Below are 15,312 nucleotides of genomic sequence, written 5' to 3' on the forward strand. Positions count from 1 at the left end.
CCGGATGAAACCGCCCCCGGCAGGACCGGGGGCGCGGATGGTGACGGATGGGACGGTGCCTCGCTCAGTCTTCCAGCAGGGGGAAGCGGCTGGCGATGTCGTCGCCGGTGAACTGGGCGACCCAGCCCTCCGGGTTGTTGAACAGGCGCACGGCGACGAAATGCGGGTGCTCGCCCATGTCGAACCAGTGGCGGGTGCCAGCCGGCACCGAGATCAGGTCGTTGCGCTCGCAGAGCACGGCGTAGACATGCTCCTCGATATGCAGGACGAACAGGCCGCGCCCGGCGACGAAGAAGCGCACCTCGTCTTCGCCATGGCGGTGCTCGTCGAGGAACTTGGCGCGCAATTCGGCCTTCTGCGGGTGGTCGCTGTTCAGGCTGACCACGTCCACGGTGATGTAGCCGCGCTCGCGCTTGAGCCGCTCGATCTCGTGGGCGTAGGCGGCGATCACCTCGTCCTGGCTGGCGCCGGCGGCGATCGGCGCGGCGGCTTCCCAGCGTTCGAAACGGACGCCGACCTCGGCCAGGGTCGAAGCGATGTCCTCGGCATGGGTCAGCAGCTTCAGCGGCTGCTCCGGCTGGTTCTCGTGATAGACGGTAAGGCTGCTCATCGGCTCAGACTCAGTACTTTCAGTTCACACTCGAACAGAAACTCGAAAGCTTCCACCTGACGCAGGGCATCGCTCATGCGCGCGCCCCAAGTGTACAGCCCGTGGCCGCGGATCAAATACCCCGGGCAGTGCGGATGCGCCTCCAGCCAGGGCTGCACGCGGCTGGCCAGGCGGGCGATGTCCTGGTCGTTGTCGAAGATCGGCACCTCGACCTGGCCTTCGTGGGTGGTGACCCCGGCGAAGGCCTTCTGCAGTTCGTAGTCCTGCAGCACCAGGCGGTCGCCGCGGACCAGGCGGGAAAGCACGGTGGCATTCACCGAGTGGGTATGCAGCACCGCGCCGATCGCCGGGTTCCAGGCATACAGCTGGGTGTGCAGGAGGGTCTCCGCCGAGGGTTTCTTGCCCGGTTCCAGGCTGTTGCCGGCCAGGTCGGTGGCCAGCACGTCGTCGAAGCCCAACTGGCCCTTGTGCTTGCCCGAGACGGTGAGCAGCGCGCGCTGTTCGTCCAGGCGCGCGGAGTAGTTGCTGCTGGTCGCCGGCGACCAGCCGCGGCCGTAGAGGAACCGGCCGGCGTCGATGATCTGCTGGGTCAGCTGTTCACGGTTGTCGTTCATGCCCGCACCTCTTGCAAACGGGTACTGATGATAGCGGCTGCCAGCAAGGCTGCCAGGCTGGCGATGGCGAAGGTCCAGGCAGGGCCCAGGCTGCTCCAGCTATAGCCGGAATACAGCGCGCCCAGGGCTCCGCCGGTACCGGCCAGCGCAGCATACAGGGCCTGGCCCTGGCCCTGCTGGCGCGGGCCGAAGCTACGCTGCACGAAATGGATGGCAGCCGCATGAAAACTGCCGAAGGTGGCGGCATGCAGCGTCTGGGCAAAGACCAGCAGCGCCAGGCTGTCGGCCAGGTTGCCGAGAAGCAGCCAGCGCAACGACGCCAGCAGGAAGCTCGCGGCCAGCACCTGGCGCAGGCTGAAACGTTGCAGCAGGCGTGGCATGGCGAGGAACAACATGACCTCGGCGACCACCCCCAGCGCCCAGAGCAGACCGATCAGCGCCCGGCTGTAGCCCAGCGATTCCAGGTGCAGGGTCAGGAAGGTGTAGTACGGCCCATGGGACAGCTGCATCAGGCACACGCACAGGTAGAACGCCAGCACGCCCGGCTGGCGCAACTGGGCGAGGAAGCCGCCCTCGCCTTCGCGCGGTTCGCGATGGGCCGGCTGGGCATTGGGCACCCACCAGCTGCACAGCACGATGCCGAGCATGATACCCAGCAGCGTCGCCGGGTAGACATCCAGGCTCAGGCGCTCGAACAGCGCGCCGAGACCGACCACGGTGCAGATGAAACCGATCGAGCCCCACAGGCGAATCCGGCTGTAGCTGGCGCTGCGCTCGCGCAGGTGGGCCAGGGTGATGACCTCGAACTGCGGTAGCACGGCGTGCCAGAAGAACGCGTGCAACGCCATCACCAAGGCCAGCCAGGCGTAGCTGTGGCTGACGAAGATCAGCGAGAAGCCCAGCGCCGTGCATACCGCGCCGAAGCGCACGATGGCCAGGCGCTGGCCGCTGCGGTCGCCCAGCCAGCCCCACAGGTTGGGCGCGACGCAACGCATCAGCATGGGAATCGCCACCAGCTCGCCGATGCGCGGGCTGGGGAAGCCCAGGTGATGGAAATACAGGGCGAGGAACGGCGCCGTGGCGCCGAGCAGGCTGAAATAGAAGAAATAGAAGCTGGACAGGCGCCAGTAGGGAACCGCGCTGGTCACGATCCGCCGTTCACCCGTCCCGCACCGCGGCCTGCCACAGCCCTCACAGCTGCGGCAGGACCGGCGTGTCGACGCGCACGTCGGCGTTCTGCCCACGCTGGCGCAGCAACTGGTCGAGCAGGACGATGGCCATCATCGCCTCGGCGATCGGCGTGGCGCGGATGCCGACGCACGGGTCGTGACGGCCCTTGGTGATCATGTCCACCGGCTCGCCGGCGGTATCGATCGAACGGCCGGGAGTGGTGATGCTGGAGGTCGGCTTCAGCGCCAGGTGGGCGACGATCGGCTGGCCGGAGGAGATCCCGCCGAGGATGCCGCCGGCATTGTTCGACAGGAAGCCTTGCGGGGTCAGTTCGTCGCGGTGCTCGGTGCCGCGCTGGGCGATGCTGGCGAAGCCGGCGCCGATCTCCACGCCCTTCACCGCGTTGATGCTCATCAGCGCATGCGCCAGTTCGGCGTCCAGGCGGTCGAAGATCGGCTCGCCCAGGCCCGGCGGCACGCCTTCGGCAACCACGGTGATCTTCGCCCCGACCGAATCCTGGTCGCGGCGCAATTGGTCCATGTAGGCCTCCAGCTCCGGCACCTTGTCCGGGTCGGGGCTGAAGAAGGCATTCTGCTCGACGCTGTCCCAGCTCCTGAACGGAATCTCGATCGGCCCGAGCTGGCTCATGTAGCCGCGCACCTGGATGCCCAGGCCCGCCAGGTATTTCTTGGCGATAGCCCCGGCGGCCACGCGCATGGCGGTCTCGCGCGCCGAGGAACGGCCGCCGCCGCGGTAGTCGCGCACGCCGTACTTGTGGTGGTAGGTGTAGTCGGCGTGGGCCGGGCGGAACAGGTCCTTGATCGCCGAGTAGTCCTTGGACTTCTGGTCGGTATTGCGGATCAGCAGGCCGATCGGCGTGCCGGTGGTCTTGCCCTCGAACACCCCGGAAAGAATCTCCACCTCGTCGGCTTCCTGGCGCTGGGTGGTGTGCCGGCTGGTGCCGGGCTTGCGCCGGTCGAGGTCGCGTTGCAGGTCCCGGGCGGACAGTTCCAGCCCCGGGGGGCACCCATCGACGATGGCGACCAGCGCCGGGCCGTGGCTTTCGCCTGCGGTGGTGACGGTGAAGAGCTTGCCGTAGGTGTTGCCGGACATGCGAGGCTCCGCGTGAGGACGAGAGGGAAAGACATCGGAGTATACCCGTCAAGGACGGGCCTGCGAACCTTCCCCGGAGGACGCGATCAAAGCGCTATCATCGGCCCATGAAGACCTCCATGCCGCGCGCCTTCCTCGCCCTGTTCTGCCTGCTCGCCAGCCTGGCCCACGCCGCTCCCAACAGCATCCTGCACCGCCCCTACGACCTGGACACCGGGCACGGCGTGCTGCGCGGCTCCTTGCTGCTGCCGCGCAGCGCCGTGCCGCCGCCGGTGGTCCTGCTGGTCGCCGGCTCCGGTCCCACCGACCGCGACGGCAACAACCCCTTCGGCGGCAACAACCGCTACCTGTTGCGTCTCGCCGAGGCCCTGGCCGAACGCGGAATCGCCAGCGTGCGCTACGACAAGCGTGGAGTCGCCCGCAGCCTGGCGGCGGCGCCGCGCGAGGAAGACCTCAGCGTCGGCGTCTATGTCGACGACGTGGTCGCCTGGAGCGAGCGGCTGGCCCGCGACCCGCGCTTCTCCCGGCTGATCCTGGTCGGCCATAGCGAAGGCGCGCTGATCGCCAGCCTGGCGGCGCCTCGCACGCCGGCCGAGGAATTGATCGCCATCGCCGGCAGCGGCCAACCCATCGACCGGGTGCTGCGCGAGCAACTGCGCGGTCGCCTGCCGCCGGCACAACTGCGCCAGGCCGACTCGGTGCTGGCTTCGCTGAAGGCCGGCGAGACCCGCGGCGATATCCCGCCGGCGCTCGCCAGCCTGCTCCGCCCCAGCGTGCAGCCGTACCTGATCTCGCTGTTCCGCGAAGACCCGGCCCGCGCGTTCGGCCGCCTGCGCATCCCGACCCTGATCGTCCAGGGCCGCAATGACATCCAGGTCGGCGTCGCCGACGCCGAGGCGCTCCAGCGAGCCAAGCCCGACTCGCAACTGGTGCTCATCGACGGCATGAACCACATCCTGCGGATCGCCCCGAGCACCGGTCTCCAGCAGCTTTCCGCCTACAACGACCCGAACCTGCCGCTGGCCCGGCAACTGGTCGAGGCGGTCAGCCGCTTCATCCTGCGCGGCGCAGAGGCGGAAAAAGGCCGCTGAGCCGCTACAGAAATCGCTTCCCGCGCCGACAAGTTCTGAAAGCCGGCCCGTGAAGGCGGCCGGCCAGAGGATGTCCGATGATCGATAGCGATACCCAACCGGCCGCAGAAGAAGCCGAGAAGAAACCGCCGCACCCCTGGGCCGAACTGGCCCCGGAGCATTTCCGCCTGCTCCGCCTGGCGCCACTGCCCACCGACCGCGCGACCGGCGCCCGCCCCCTGCGCTTCGTCCAGCTCGGCAGGGTCGAACGGCACAGCGCGGACCAGAGCCTGCTGCGCCTGAGCATCCAGGTGCCAGGCCTGATGCTGCGCAAGGAGCAGAACCTGCTGGAGGTCTGGGCCGATCATCGCAACAAGGAAGTGCGTTTCGGTTCGGACGCCGGGCTCAGCCTGGAACCCTTGAACCGCGGGCTGGGCCGTTTCCTGCTGGCCCAGGCGATCGCCTGGGCGCAACGACGCTGGGCCCACTACAAGGTGGAAGGCGGCGCACTGGCGCTGAAGGATGGCCTGACCGAAGACGCACGCCTGCGCCGCGACCATTTCATCCGCGCCCAGGGCTTCGACGTCAGCTATGAGGACCAGCGGTTGCTCAAGGCCCGCTACAGCGCCGGCCGGGTCAGTGAGCTGCACAGCGATTGGCACAAGGACAAGGTGCAGATCGTGCCGCTGCTGGACGCCGCGGCGATGCTGGAACAGGCCGAGCAGACCCTGCAGGCCCAGGATGCGGAGATCCGCCAACTGGAACAGCGCATCAACCACTACCGCCGCGACGACACCAGCCTGCGCTTCACCATCGCCTGCCTGACCGCCTTCGCGGTGTTCCAGGCCGGCCTGCTGATCTGGATCGCCACTCACTGAACCGGCGGCACCAGCCGCCTCCGATCACTTTTCCAAGCGCGAACGGAACAGTTCCCGGTGCTCGCGGCACTGCGCGGCGGACAGCATGAACACCCCGTGGCCGCCGTGCTCGAACTCCAGCCAGGTGAAGTCCACTTCCGGATACAGCGCCTGCACATGGACCTCGCTGTTGCCCACCTCGACGATCAGCAGGCCTTTCTCGCTGAGGTGGTCGGCCGCCTCGGCGAGCATCCGTCGCACCAGGTCCAGGCCGTCGTCGCCGCAGGCCAGGCCGAGTTCAGGCTCATGATGGAACTCCGCCGGCATGTCGGCGAAATCCTCGGCATCCACGTAGGGCGGATTGGACACGATCAGGTCGAAGCGCTGGCCGGGAAGCCCGGCGAAACCGTCGCCCTGGACGGTGTAGACCCGCTCGCCGAGGTCGTGGCGCTCGATATTGACGTTGGCCACCTCCAGCGCATCGAAGGACAGGTCGGCGAGCACCACCTCCGCCTGCTCGAACGCATAGGCGCAGGCGATGCCGATGCAGCCGGAACCGGTGCAGAGGTCGAGGATTCGCGCCGGCTCGGCCGGCAGCCAGGGCGCGAAGCGCTGTTCGATAAGTTCGGCGATAGGCGAGCGCGGCACCAGCACGCGTTCGTCGACGCTGAAGGGAATCCCGCAGAACCAGGCTTCGCCCAGCAGGTAGGCCGCCGGAATCCGTTCCTCGATGCGCCGCCGGAGGATCTCCGCCAACTCGGCGCGTTCATCGTCTTCCAGGCGACAATCCAGGTAGCTGTCAGAAATTTCCCAGGGAAGGTGCAGGGAGCCCAGAACCAGGTGGCGCGCCTCGTCCCAGGCATTGTCGGTGCCGTGACCGAAGAACAGGCCGGCGGCGTGGAAACGGCTGACAGCCCAGCGGATGTAGTCGCGCAGGGTGAGCAGACGGGACTCGGACATGACGGAATTGCTCCTCGCAACGCACAAAAGGGCGACATTCTAGCCGATCGCGCCGGAGCTGGCCTCCAGCGCGGGAAGTCCATACCACTTTAGTGCGCATGCGGCAAAGGTTCACAGGCTCGCCGATAGGGGCCAGAATGAAAGGCATGTGCCTTCTCAGGAGTAGTGACATGCCTCATCCGCTCACCCTTTTGCAGATCAGCGGACGCGGCTACCCGCCAGCCCCCCTTCGGCAGAGCACCTTGCTGATCATCGATGCCCAGGAAGAGTACCGCAGCGGCGCCCTGCGCCTGCCAGGCCTCGACGCCGCCGCCGCGGAGATCGGCGTGCTGGTGCAGGCGGCCCGCGCCAGCGGTACGCCCATCGTGCATGTACGCCACCTGGGTATCCAGGGCGGCCTGTTCGATCCGCAAGGGCCGCGCGGCCAGTTCCTCCCGGAACTGCAACCGGAAGCCGGGGAAAAGGTCGTGGAGAAACGCCTGCCCAATGCCTTCTCCGGCACCGAGCTGCACGACCTGCTGCAGAACCACGGCCGTCTCGACCTGATCGTCTGCGGCTTCATGACCCATTCCAGCGTCAGCACCACCGTGCGCGCGGCCAAGGACTACGGCTACCGCTGCACCCTCGCCGATAGCGCCTGCGCCACCCGCGACATACCCACCCTGAACGGCGGGGTCCTGAGCGCCGCGGACCTGCAACGCGCCGAGATCGCCGCCCTCGGCGACAACTTCGCGGCGATCGTCGCCCAGGCCCGGGAACTTCTCTGACCGCCCATCCAGCCGCCCTCCCGTCCCGCCCTGCGGAGGACTAGTCTGCCTGCAGGGCCATGGCTTGCGGCGAGAAGACGAGTGGCGCACGGTTTGCCCACGGCTCCCGGGAATCCGGGAACCCGGCCGGAAGGTTCCGGTCCTAGCCCCGATGACACACGAGGAAGTCGGGATGAAGTTGTCCGATAGTTTCGATGCGCGCCGGCTGCGCCCGCGCCGGCCGAGAGTCTGGCGCTGGCGCCTGGCGGCGGCGTTCGCGGCCCTGGTGGCGAGCCTGGGCGTGCTGCTGTCGCTGGCCGGCACCTCGGCCTTGATCGGCCGCCAGCCGGCTGTCGGCATGCTGCATATCGAACCCGCCGCTGGCGGCGTCTTGCTGGCCCTTGGCCTGCTGTCGCTCTGCCTCGGCGTGTTCTTCTGGCGTTTCAGCCGCCGCCGCAGCCGCCGCAACAGCGACCTGAGCCTGTCGCCGAACCTGATGAAAAAGCGCGACTGAGCGGGCTGCCGGCGTCCGGCCGATCCGGTAAACTGCGCCGCTTCGCGGAGGCTCCCATGCAAGACGACGACTTTTCCCTGTTCAAGAGCGAGATGCGCGGCGTCAAGCGCATCTCGGTCGATCGAGCCGATACCGGCAAACCTCGCAACGACCGCCAGCAACTCAAGCAACGCCAGCTCAATGCCAGCGTGCGCAACGACGAAATCCGCGTCGATGGCCTGTCCGACCAGTTCGTCATCGACGTCGGCCCCGAGGACGAGCTGTCCTGGGCCCGCGACGGCGTCCAGGAAAGCCAGTTGCGCAAGCTCAAGCAGGGCCTGGTGCCCTTCGACGGTAGCCTCGACCTGCACGGCATGAGCGTGGAGAAGGCCCGGCAGACGCTATGGGACTTCCTTGCCGAGGCCACCCGCCTGGAAATCCGCTGCGTGCGCGTGACCCATGGCAAGGCCGCGCGCAAGGACGGACGCAGCCCGCTGGTGAAAAGCCACGTCAATACCTGGTTGCGCCAGCACCCGCAGGTGCTCGGTTTCACCTCCTGCCTGCCACGCCACGGCGGCACCGGCTCGGTCTACGTGATGCTGCGCAGGACCATGCTCGAAGGCCGCGACGAGTAGCCGGCAAGCGCCGAGTCTTGCCAGCGGCCCGGCGACGTCCTACCCTCCGCGCTGGTAATCGTCTGACTGGAACGCCCATGTCCCTGGAACAACACTACTCCTCGATCCTCACCCAGCTCGGCGAGGACGTTAACCGCGAAGGTCTGCTGGACACGCCCAAGCGTGCCGCCAAGGCCATGAAGTACCTGTGCCGCGGCTACCAACAGAGCCTGGAAGAAGTCGTCAACGGTGCCCTGTTCAGCTCCGACAACAGCGAAATGGTATTGGTCAAGGACATCGAGCTGTACTCGCTCTGCGAGCACCACCTGCTGCCCTTCATCGGCAAGGCCCACGTGGCCTATATCCCGAACGGCAAGGTGCTCGGCCTGTCGAAGGTCGCGCGGATCGTCGACATGTACGCCCGCCGCCTGCAGATCCAGGAGAACATGAGCCGGCAGATCGCCGAGGCGGTCCAGCAGGTCACCGGCGCCCTCGGCGTCGCGGTGGTGATCCAGGCCCAGCACATGTGCATGATGATGCGCGGCGTGGAAAAGCAGAACTCGTCCATGGTCACTTCGGTGATGCTCGGCGAATTCCGCGACAACGCCGCCACCCGCAGCGAATTCCTCAGCCTGATCCGCTGAGGCCAGGTCCGCTGGCGAAAGAACCGGCCCCACTGGGCCGGTTTTGCGTTTCCTTCCCCGGCGATCAGCCGAAGAAGCGCTTCATCGAGCGCGACAACCAACCGCCCTCGCTCTTGTCCTTGACCAGTTCGGACATGCTGTGGCGTACCGCATCCACATATCCGGCGTCGTCGTTGCGGATGTGGTTGAACAGCCAGCGCGAGAGCAAGCCCTTGAGTTCATCGCCGACATCCTCGCCGGCCTGGAAGCGCACCCGGTATTCGGAGACCCGGCGGATGAACAGCTCGTGGATCTTCTTGTGCGCCCGGGAAAACTGGTAGCCGGCGTCCTCCATCAGGGTTTCCTCGAAGGCGAAGTGCGACAGCGTGTAGTCCACCAGCTCCTCGATCACCTCGGCGATCGCCGCGTGTTCCTTGCCTTGCTGGGCGTCGTGCAGGTGATTGATCATCTCGACGATGCGTTTGTGTTGATTGTCGATGACCTGAATACCGGTATTCAGGTCATCCTGCCAGACCAGATGCGCCATGATGACTTCCCCCAAGCGAACAGCGAACGGCCTTTCCGAACGGCCTGGGGCCAGGGTATTTTTGTGACGCAGTACGGGTATTGACGCCGGTCAAGCGGGACAAGATGTTAATGAATTTCGCATGAATTCATTCGCCCCCCTCGCGGCGGCATGCCCGCTCGATCCGCTCGGTTTCGCGCGGCTGAACATCCGCCATCGTCGCCGGAAAGCGGCGTCACCAGTGGTCCCGACAGGACAGGAAGGAAATGAACCTGATCGCGCACGTGGAAATACCGGTGTCCGACCTGGAGAGGGCGATGCGTTTCTACGCCTCGGTGTTCGGAGTGGCGTTCGGCGAGGTAGCCACCCTGCACGGAAGCAGAATGGCGCATTTCCCCTTCGAGGAAGGCCGTGACGGTGCCAGCGGCGCACTCGCCGAGGGTGACGTCTACGTGCCTACGCTACATGGGGCGATCATCTACCTGAATGTCGCGGACCTGGATGCCGTCATTGCCCGGGCCCTCGGCGAAGGCAGCGAAATCCTCTTCCCGAAGACGCCGCTTGGCGACGGCGTGTTCATCGCCGAGATCAGGGACAGCGAAGGCAATCGTATCGCCCTGCAGAGCGCTTGCGGAGAGCGGCCGTAGAGGTCCTGCAAACCGAGCGCCGCCGGCTCAACGGGCAAGAACGCCGGCCAGCCAGGAACGCCGCGCGCCCAGCGCTTCCTGTAATTCGCGGACGCCGATGCAGCGCCGTTCGGGGTCGAGGCTCAGGGCGGTACGCAGCGCCGGCCAGCAGCGCCGAGGCAGGTGTCCGGGCGCGCGCAGCTGGCGCTCCAGCCCCTGCTCCCGGGCCTGGTTCGAGGGCAGGCGGCGGAACGGATGGCGACCGTCGGCCAGTTCGTAGAGGACGCAGGCCAGCGCATACAGGTCGGCCGCCGGCGACAATGGCGCGCCCTCGAGCAGTTCGGGAGCGGCGTAGCCCGGAGTCCAGGCGTCGATGCGGCCCCGGCTGAGCTGCGGCAGGCCATCCAGGATGCCTGCCTGCGCCTGGCCGAGGCCGAAGTCGAAGAGCCGCACGCCCTCTTCGCCGAGCATCACGTTGCTCGGTTTCAGGTCGCCATGCAGTACTCCTTGTTCGTGGACGTAGGCCAGAACATCCAGCAACGGCCGGGCGATCGCGCTCAGCTCGGACCAGGGCAGGCCTTCGGGACGCTCGCAGAGCAGGCGGTCGAGCGGCAGGCCAGGCATGAGTTCCATGACGATGTAGGCGCGCTGGCATGCGGTGTCGACGTCGAAGGTGAACAGACGCACGACGTTCGGATGGCGCAAGCGCCGGGTCAGGGCGAACTCGCTATAGAGCAAGGCGCTGGCGTCGGGTGACTCGGCGACCGACTCGTTGAGCAGCTTCAGCGCTACCAGCGGCGCCGGGTCGCCGAACTGCTCATGGAGCAGGTCTCGGGCACGGTAGACCGTCCCCATGCCGCCGGCGCCGAGCATCCGCTCCAGACGGTAGCGTCCGGAAAGAACGTCCGGCAGCGGACCGGGCAACACCGCCGGCAGGTCCGGCGCCGAGGCGGTCGGGGCGGCGAAGGCGAAATAGGTCAGGTTCGCGCCGCCCTCCTCCTCCGGCAGCAGCTCCAGCGACGACAGCGGTTCGTTCATTGGCGGATCACCACGGCCGTCAGGTTGTCCCGTGCGGCGCCGCTCAGGGCACCGTCGAACAGCCGCTCCACCGCCACCTGCGGCGATGCCAGGCTCAACGCGCGACCCAGCGCATCGGCGCTCAGCTCTTCGTAGAGCCCGTCGCTGCAGAGCAGGAAGACATCACCGGGATGCACCTCCAGTTCCAACACGTCCAGCACCAGTTGTTCGCTGGCGCCGACGGCACGGGTCAGCGCGCGCGCCGAGGGATAGGCGCGGGCCTGCTCGATATCCATCCGCCGTTCGTCGACCAGTCGCTGCAACAGCGAGTGGTCGCGGGACAGCTGGTACAGCCGCTGGCCGCGCCACAGGTAGCAGCGGCTGTCGCCGACCCACACGCAGGCCGCCCGCGAACCCTCCACGACCAGCGCCACCACCGTACTGCCGATGATCCTGTCGCCGCGTTCGGCGCTGAGGGTGAGTTCCTCGCCCAGGCGCCGGTTGAGCCAGTGCAGGCACTGGCGCATCGCGTTCAGGCGCTCGTCGAATCCCGCCCGGGCCGGCAGTTCCGCCAGGCTGGTGACGATCATCCGGCTGGCCAGGTCGCCGGCCTGGTGCCCGCCCATGCCATCGGCGACCGCCCAGAGTCCGCGATCCGGGCAGTCCAGGAAGGCATCCTCGTTGCGCGCGCGGACCTTGCCGCGATCCGTGCGTGCCGCGCTGCGCCAGGGCTCGGTGCGTTGCATCAGAGCTGCACCGGCATGCGGAAGCTGCGCAGGACCGCGAGATCGAACGGATTCGGCGTGCGCTGGGCGAGCAGCAGGTAGTTGGCGCGCAGGCCGCCCAGGTCGGCCTTGAGCACCATCACGTCACGCCCGCTGAGGTACTCGGTCTGCATCAGGTCGAACAGCCTGAACAGCGACCAGGGCCCGGTATTGCGTTCGATTCCCACCGGTCGTCCGGCCATCTTCTCCAGCACCAGGCTGGTGCGGCCGCCGTCGGCGTCGCTGGGCCACTTGAACGACATCGGCACGATCGGGCCGTGGCGGTACTCCATGGACTGACCGTCGAAACGGAACTCGGCGCGGCTGACGCCAGGATCGAGGGTATAGGGCTCCAGGCGGAAGCGCACCTGTGGCTCGGCCGGGTTCTCGGCGAAGAAGCTCTGGCGGATCACCTGGGCCGTGCCCATCTGGTCGAGATAGACCTTGGACATCGGCAGGCTGTAACCGTCCACGCTGCGCAGGCGGTAACTGCCCGGGTCGCCGCTGACGAAGGGCCGCATGTAGGTTTCGAAGAAGCGCTCGGCGACGCCCTGCGCCTTGAAGAACTCGCGGAAATCGCTGACCGCGACATCGCTGGCGCTGTGCGCGTTGAACGGGTAGCGCTTGTTGATCGCCTTGCTGTAGAAACCGTACAGCTCGCTCTGGTAGCGCTGGTTGAGGTACAGGTAGGCATCGCCGAGGACCAGCCGCCAGGCGTCTTCGGCCAGCACGCTGAACCATCCGCCGAGCGGTCGCGGCAGTCGCGCGGAGGCGTTGCGCAGGTTGCTCAGGGCATCGCGCTGGCCGCCCATGCGGCTCTTCGCCATGTCGAAAGCCGCCTGCTCCGGCTGGCTGGCGCGCGCCAGTCCGGCGAGTTGCAACTGCAACTCGTTGAGCGCCTGCAACAGCGGGGTGAGGTCGGCCGCCGGGCCGTTGTTATCGTCGAGCAGGCGATGCAGGGGCTCGAAGCGGCGTTGCAGGGACTTCTTCGCGGTATCCGGCAGGTTCTTCGCCAACGCGTCCCTGGCCTTGCCGGCCGCCGCGGCGGCCGCCTTGCCCAGCTTGCCGCCCTTTTCCGCGGCCTTGTCGCTGGCCTCTGCCAGCGCCTCGGCGCTCTCCGCCAGGACCGGGAAACGGGTGTTCTCACGGACCTCCAGCAACAACTGGAGGATCGGCGAGTTGGCGGCGAGCAGCCCGGAAACCTGGTCGGCGCCCTCGCCGGCATCGTTGAACGGCAGCAGGCCCAGGCGTCCGACCGCCTCGCTCCAGAAGTTCGCGTAGTCGCGGAAATACAGCTGCTCGAGTTCGACCATCAGGCGCCGCAGGTCCATGTCGCTGATCCCGCTGCCCTCGCCCAGGACCCAGTTGTCGCGAAGGATGTCGTTGACCAGGCTGGCGCCCTGGACCACGAAGTACTGCTGGTAGCCCTGCTGGGTGTAGAACCCCGGGATCACGTAGTCGGTGCCGACGAACAGACCGGCCTGCGGCCCCAGGTGCTGGCCGAAGCGATACTCGGGCAGGCTTCGCGCCTGTTCGCGCAGCACCCGGTAGACCACGTTGGCCAGGGACTCGCTGCGCAGCACCTGGCGTGCCTGGGCCACCAGGGTCTCGTTCAGCGGATAGCTGAACGGTTGCTCGAGCAGACGGGCGAAATGCGTGTTCAGGCCATTCTGCACGGTGCCGTTGCCGGCATAGCGCTGCGACCAGTCGGTAGCCACCCAGTCCTTGAGCCATCCGTTCTCGCGGCGCTCGCGCAGATTCAGCATCAGGTAGGCCCGCAGGCTGTTGAGCAGGCGTTCGCGATTCTGCATGTTGCCGCGGATCTGCGCTTCGAGCATCCGCGCCACGCGCGGCAGCAGTTGCGTCTCCAGCTCGCGGCGATAGGCCGCGGCCAGCGGCGGGTTGACCTCGTTGCCCTGGTACAGCCCGGCGCGCTCGTGCAGCGAGACTTCCCCTTTGGGCGGAAACACGGTGGTCGCCGCATAGCTGCTATCCAGCGTCTTCAGCGCCGCCATGGCGTCATCGCGCTCGCCAAGCGCCTGGCGCTGCTGGGTCCATTGCTGCGCCAGCTCGCGTAGCCGCTCCAGGCGCTCGTGGTTGGCCGAGAAACCGCCAGCCCAGAGCAGGCCGAATAGCAGAAGGAGCGCCAGCGAACCGACGTACAGGGCGCGCTGGCCCCAGTGGATGCGCGTGCGTTCGCGGCGATCGAGACCTGCCAGGTTGGCCTCGGGGAAGATCACCTGGCTCAGCAGGTGATGGATGAAGCGCGAGCGCCCGTTGCGCAGGGTCGGCAACAGGCCGCTGGCGATCCCCAGGTTGGCGCCGATGCCGGCGGTGTCTTCATCCAGCTGCTGGGCCAGGTGCGGCGCGCTGGTCAGGTAGAAGCCGCGCAGGCGGCTGGCGCGCTGGTAGCGATTGCCAGTGAAGGCGAGTTCGACGAACAGGCACAACCGCTCGCCGATCTGGCCAAGCTGGTGCGGGAAGTCGAGGATGCGACCGCGACGCAGGGTATCGCGCTCCTGGTGGATGCGCATGATCACCTGGCTGTTCAGACGTCGCAGAAGGTCCTCGAACGCCTGGCGCAGAACCGTCACATCGGTGCCGTTCTGCTCCTTGCCGAAGCTGGTGCCCAGAACCTGGTCGCTCTCCTCGCGGCTCAACTGGTCGAAGAACTCGTCGAAGCCGAGCAACTGGTCGGCCTTGCTCAGCACCAGGTAGACCGGCAGATCGAGGTGCAGGGTCTGCTGGATTTCCTGCAGGCGCGCGCGCACCTGGCGAGCCAGCGTATCCAGCGCCATCTCGTCGTCGCTGAGCAACGTTTCCACCGGAATCGACACCATCACGCCATTCAGCGGCCGTGCGCGGCGGCGCTTGCGCAACAGGCCGAGCAGGGTCGCCCAGGCGCCCCCGTCGACCTCGCCGTCGGCTTGGGTCAGGTAGCGCCCGGCGGTGTCGATCAGGACGCCGTGGTCGGCGAAGTACCAGTCGCAGTAGCGCGTGCCGGCGGTGTCGCGGGTCAGCTTGCGGTCGATCCGGTTGATCGGGAATTCCAGTCCGGAAAAGTCCAGCAGGCTGGTCTTGCCGCTTCCCTGCGGGCCGATCAGCAGGTACCAGGGCAGCTCGTTGCGCCAGCGCTCGCTGCGGCCGCGGTACAGGCTGGAGGTCTTCAGGGTGCGCAAGGCGTCCTTGAAGCGGCTGCGCAATTCCTTCTGTTCGTCTTCGATCAGACCGTCGCGGCGCAGGCGCTCCTGGCCCTCGTCGCTGTCCTCGACGGCCTTGCGCCGCACTCCGGCGCGCCAGCTGACGAAGACCATCGCCAGCCCCCAGACCAGGAACATCAGGCTGATGCTCAGCAACCGCGAGGTCGGGCTTTCCCAGAACTTGTAGTCGGCGACCGCCAGCAGCGGCCCGACGAACCACACCAGCAATGCCGCCAGGAGTACCAGCAACAGCGTCCAGACCCACGTCTTGCGCAGGAAGGCGCCGACTTTCTTGAAGAAGTTTTTCAT

General features: G+C 67.2%; 16 protein-coding genes. 7 read left to right on the plus strand and 9 right to left on the minus strand.

What is annotated here, in order from left to right:
- Positions 1-64: 64 nt before the first annotated feature.
- From AC1RB9_RS17145 to aroC, 4 genes are read right to left on the minus strand one after another with little or no spacing between them, the layout of a single operon-like run.
- On the minus strand, positions 65-610 hold the full coding sequence (locus AC1RB9_RS17145) for a 1,2-dihydroxy-3-keto-5-methylthiopentene dioxygenase (RefSeq protein ID WP_003087656.1): 546 nt from the start codon (positions 608-610) through the stop codon (positions 65-67).
- The gene (locus AC1RB9_RS17150) at positions 607-1,224 is read right to left on the minus strand and encodes a methylthioribulose 1-phosphate dehydratase (RefSeq protein WP_003103182.1); all 618 of its coding nucleotides are present in this window, start codon (positions 1,222-1,224) and stop codon (positions 607-609) included. Before AC1RB9_RS17150 ends, AC1RB9_RS17145 begins: the two co-directional genes overlap by 4 nt.
- Complete coding sequence (locus AC1RB9_RS17155; RefSeq protein ID WP_003449986.1) at positions 1,221-2,372, minus strand: MFS transporter; 1,152 nt, start codon at positions 2,370-2,372, stop codon at positions 1,221-1,223. Before AC1RB9_RS17155 ends, AC1RB9_RS17150 begins: the two co-directional genes overlap by 4 nt.
- A 43-nt stretch (positions 2,373-2,415) precedes the next feature.
- Entirely contained in the window at positions 2,416-3,507 is a 1,092-nt protein-coding gene (gene aroC, locus AC1RB9_RS17160) for a chorismate synthase (protein WP_003087653.1), read from the minus strand.
- Positions 3,508-3,614: 107 nt separating this feature from the next.
- Here aroC and AC1RB9_RS17165 point away from each other — a divergent pair, with 107 nt between their 5' ends.
- Together AC1RB9_RS17165 and AC1RB9_RS17170 are read left to right on the plus strand one after the other, a co-directional pair.
- Entirely contained in the window at positions 3,615-4,598 is a 984-nt protein-coding gene (locus tag AC1RB9_RS17165) for an alpha/beta hydrolase (protein ID WP_023103278.1), read from the plus strand.
- A gap of 77 nt (positions 4,599-4,675) precedes the next feature.
- On the plus strand, positions 4,676-5,455 hold the full coding sequence (locus AC1RB9_RS17170) for a hypothetical protein (protein ID WP_003087649.1): 780 nt from the start codon (positions 4,676-4,678) through the stop codon (positions 5,453-5,455).
- A 24-nt stretch (positions 5,456-5,479) separates the two neighbouring features.
- Here AC1RB9_RS17170 and prmB read toward each other — a convergent pair whose 3' ends face one another.
- Positions 5,480-6,394, minus strand: coding sequence for a 50S ribosomal protein L3 N(5)-glutamine methyltransferase (prmB, locus tag AC1RB9_RS17175; RefSeq protein WP_003087648.1), 915 nt, complete (start codon positions 6,392-6,394; stop codon positions 5,480-5,482).
- A gap of 170 nt (positions 6,395-6,564) precedes the next feature.
- On the opposite strand from prmB, the gene AC1RB9_RS17180 reads away from it, so the two are divergent.
- From AC1RB9_RS17180 to folE, 4 genes are all read left to right on the plus strand, one after another.
- Entirely contained in the window at positions 6,565-7,161 is a 597-nt protein-coding gene (locus tag AC1RB9_RS17180; RefSeq protein WP_003103179.1) for a cysteine hydrolase family protein, read from the plus strand.
- Positions 7,162-7,333: 172 nt separating this feature from the next.
- The gene (locus AC1RB9_RS17185; protein WP_003087644.1) at positions 7,334-7,654 is read left to right on the plus strand and encodes a hypothetical protein; all 321 of its coding nucleotides are present in this window, start codon (positions 7,334-7,336) and stop codon (positions 7,652-7,654) included.
- A 56-nt stretch (positions 7,655-7,710) separates the two neighbouring features.
- The gene (locus tag AC1RB9_RS17190; RefSeq protein WP_003087642.1) at positions 7,711-8,268 is read left to right on the plus strand and encodes a Smr/MutS family protein; all 558 of its coding nucleotides are present in this window, start codon (positions 7,711-7,713) and stop codon (positions 8,266-8,268) included.
- A 77-nt stretch (positions 8,269-8,345) separates the two neighbouring features.
- Positions 8,346-8,891, plus strand: a complete 546-nt coding sequence (gene folE, locus AC1RB9_RS17195; RefSeq protein WP_003087639.1) for a GTP cyclohydrolase I FolE — start codon at positions 8,346-8,348, stop codon at positions 8,889-8,891.
- A gap of 64 nt (positions 8,892-8,955) precedes the next feature.
- Here folE and AC1RB9_RS17200 read toward each other — a convergent pair whose 3' ends face one another.
- A complete protein-coding gene (locus AC1RB9_RS17200; RefSeq protein WP_003087637.1) occupies positions 8,956-9,417 on the minus strand; it encodes a bacteriohemerythrin in 462 nt (153 codons plus the stop codon).
- A gap of 245 nt (positions 9,418-9,662) precedes the next feature.
- Here AC1RB9_RS17200 and AC1RB9_RS17205 point away from each other — a divergent pair, with 245 nt between their 5' ends.
- A complete protein-coding gene (locus AC1RB9_RS17205) occupies positions 9,663-10,043 on the plus strand; it encodes a VOC family protein (RefSeq protein ID WP_003114616.1) in 381 nt (126 codons plus the stop codon).
- A gap of 27 nt (positions 10,044-10,070) precedes the next feature.
- On the opposite strand, the gene AC1RB9_RS17210 is transcribed toward AC1RB9_RS17205, so the two are convergent.
- The 3 genes from AC1RB9_RS17210 to tssM are packed head-to-tail and all read right to left on the minus strand — an operon-like array spanning position 10,071 to position 15,312.
- Entirely contained in the window at positions 10,071-11,060 is a 990-nt protein-coding gene (locus tag AC1RB9_RS17210) for a serine/threonine-protein kinase (RefSeq protein WP_003097784.1), read from the minus strand.
- Positions 11,057-11,785: a PP2C family protein-serine/threonine phosphatase gene (locus tag AC1RB9_RS17215; protein ID WP_003087627.1), complete on the minus strand. Its 729-nt coding sequence runs from the start codon at positions 11,783-11,785 to the stop codon at positions 11,057-11,059. Before AC1RB9_RS17215 ends, AC1RB9_RS17210 begins: the two co-directional genes overlap by 4 nt.
- Positions 11,785-15,312 (minus strand): type VI secretion system membrane subunit TssM, encoded by a 3,528-nt coding sequence (gene tssM / locus AC1RB9_RS17220; protein WP_003449977.1) that lies wholly within the window; start codon positions 15,310-15,312, stop codon positions 11,785-11,787. The genes AC1RB9_RS17215 and tssM overlap by 1 nt, the downstream gene beginning before the upstream one ends.

It is taken from the genome of Pseudomonas sp. 20-5 (genome assembly GCF_056782835.1).

Bases quoted from the DNA above. Each gene is read 5' to 3' on its own strand.
- folE (WP_003087639.1), top strand. From the start codon at position 8,346: ATGTCCCTGGAACAACACTACTCCTCGATCCTCACCCAGCTCGGCGAG.
- AC1RB9_RS17180 (WP_003103179.1), top strand. From the start codon at position 6,565: ATGCCTCATCCGCTCACCCTTTTGCAGATCAGCGGACGCGGCTACCCG.
- AC1RB9_RS17185 (WP_003087644.1), top strand. From the start codon at position 7,334: ATGAAGTTGTCCGATAGTTTCGATGCGCGCCGGCTGCGCCCGCGCCGG.
- prmB (WP_003087648.1), bottom strand. From the start codon at position 6,394: ATGTCCGAGTCCCGTCTGCTCACCCTGCGCGACTACATCCGCTGGGCT.
- aroC (WP_003087653.1), bottom strand. From the start codon at position 3,507: ATGTCCGGCAACACCTACGGCAAGCTCTTCACCGTCACCACCGCAGGC.
- AC1RB9_RS17215 (WP_003087627.1), bottom strand. From the start codon at position 11,785: ATGCAACGCACCGAGCCCTGGCGCAGCGCGGCACGCACGGATCGCGGC.
- AC1RB9_RS17205 (WP_003114616.1), top strand. From the start codon at position 9,663: ATGAACCTGATCGCGCACGTGGAAATACCGGTGTCCGACCTGGAGAGG.
- tssM (WP_003449977.1), bottom strand. From the start codon at position 15,312: ATGAAAAACTTCTTCAAGAAAGTCGGCGCCTTCCTGCGCAAGACGTGG.
- AC1RB9_RS17145 (WP_003087656.1), bottom strand. From the start codon at position 610: ATGAGCAGCCTTACCGTCTATCACGAGAACCAGCCGGAGCAGCCGCTG.
- AC1RB9_RS17150 (WP_003103182.1), bottom strand. From the start codon at position 1,224: ATGAACGACAACCGTGAACAGCTGACCCAGCAGATCATCGACGCCGGC.
- AC1RB9_RS17200 (WP_003087637.1), bottom strand. From the start codon at position 9,417: ATGGCGCATCTGGTCTGGCAGGATGACCTGAATACCGGTATTCAGGTC.
- AC1RB9_RS17165 (WP_023103278.1), top strand. From the start codon at position 3,615: ATGAAGACCTCCATGCCGCGCGCCTTCCTCGCCCTGTTCTGCCTGCTC.
- AC1RB9_RS17170 (WP_003087649.1), top strand. From the start codon at position 4,676: ATGATCGATAGCGATACCCAACCGGCCGCAGAAGAAGCCGAGAAGAAA.
- AC1RB9_RS17210 (WP_003097784.1), bottom strand. From the start codon at position 11,060: ATGAACGAACCGCTGTCGTCGCTGGAGCTGCTGCCGGAGGAGGAGGGC.
- AC1RB9_RS17190 (WP_003087642.1), top strand. From the start codon at position 7,711: ATGCAAGACGACGACTTTTCCCTGTTCAAGAGCGAGATGCGCGGCGTC.